The 1217-nt window shown below is 55.7% G+C and carries 1 protein-coding gene; it reads left to right on the top strand.

What is annotated here, in order from left to right; genetic code table 11:
* Positions 1 to 814: 814 nt before the first annotated feature.
* Positions 815 to 1087, top strand: a complete 273-nt coding sequence (locus B3Y70_RS12035) for a hypothetical protein (RefSeq protein WP_286893498.1) — start codon at positions 815 to 817, stop codon at positions 1085 to 1087.
* The last annotated feature ends 130 nt before the right edge of the window (positions 1088 to 1217 follow it).

Genomic DNA, 1217 nt, shown 5'->3' with positions numbered 1-1217 from the left:
TCAGCGTTATTGGCCCGGGCCGTCTTCATTTTTGCCGGGCTCAGTGCAAAGGCCTTGGCACCTGGTTTGGCTGCAAAGCCGCTTATGGTGATGATGGCCAAGGCCGGAAAAGTTGCTGTCGGGGTTGGTTGCCAAAGTCACCCGCAGCATGGTTATTCATGGCGTGCCCTAGTCGCGGGGCCGTCCAGTTCAAACAGTAATCGGGTTGGTGCGGTTTGCGTTCTGGTTCCTTTCGCTATCCGTCTGGTTGGTGCAAGCTGTTCGGGAGAGAGCATTCAGCGTTGGGTGCCAGGGGAGACCTTGGTGGTGACCGGCCACTAACCAGCCGGTCAACCGGACGCCAAAAGCGTACCGCTTTTGGTTCCCTCCGCTGCGCTCCGGCGCCGGTTACCTCAGCGTTAATGGCCAGGCACTTGTAGGTTTTTGGCTGGTGCCGTGCAAAGGCCTTGGCATCGGGATTGGTTGCAGTGCCAGCTCACTTTGGTGATGGCCAAGGCCGGAAAGTTCGCCGTCTGGTTTGGTTGCCAAAGTGGTCAGCGGTGTTGGTATTCATGGCGTGCCCCAGTCATGGGGCCGTCCGTCTCAAACGGTTATCGGGCTGGCAGCTTTTGCGTTCTGGTTCCTTTCGCCATCCGTCGAATTGGTGCAATCTGTCCGGGAGAGGGTATGCGGCACTTGGTTTTGGCTCAACCACGGTGGTGAACGGCCATTAACAAGGCGGTCAACCGGACGCCAAAAGCGTACCGCTTTTGGTTCCCTCCGCTGGCGCTCCTGCACCGGTTACCTCAGCGTTAAAGGCTAAAGGGAGTTCCCGGTGAACAAGGAAGATCTTTCTCCAGAAGACCAAGCCTACTACAAGCGTTTTGAGTTTAAGCCGTTACGAGTATTGCTGTATTTGCTGGCAGTGGTTTACTTGGTGTTTGTTTATGCGGTTGGTGGTGCCCAGTTTAGCGGAGGCTTTTTCAGCGGCTTGGTCGGAACCTTTGTTCTGATTCAGGGCATCGATCTCTCTCAAAGACGACTGATCGTCATTGGCGGGTTCCTGACAGTTGTGAGCGTCTTTCAGACAATATCGTCGGTGTTGTAGTGGCTACCGAGCGCTTACTGCAAAAGCCTTTAACAAATAGTTGTAGTACGTTTCGGGCCACGCGGCCCTACACCGGACGCCCTTGTCAGGGCGCCGCTAAACAAGAGCGTTAAAGGCCTTGCTCCGGTGT

Origin of the sequence: Marinobacter sp. UBA5687, from assembly GCF_002420325.1 — a bacterium.
In the GTDB taxonomy this organism is placed as follows: domain Bacteria; phylum Pseudomonadota; class Gammaproteobacteria; order Pseudomonadales; family Oleiphilaceae; genus Marinobacter; species Marinobacter nauticus.
This window is presented reverse-complemented; position numbering and strand designations above follow the sequence as displayed.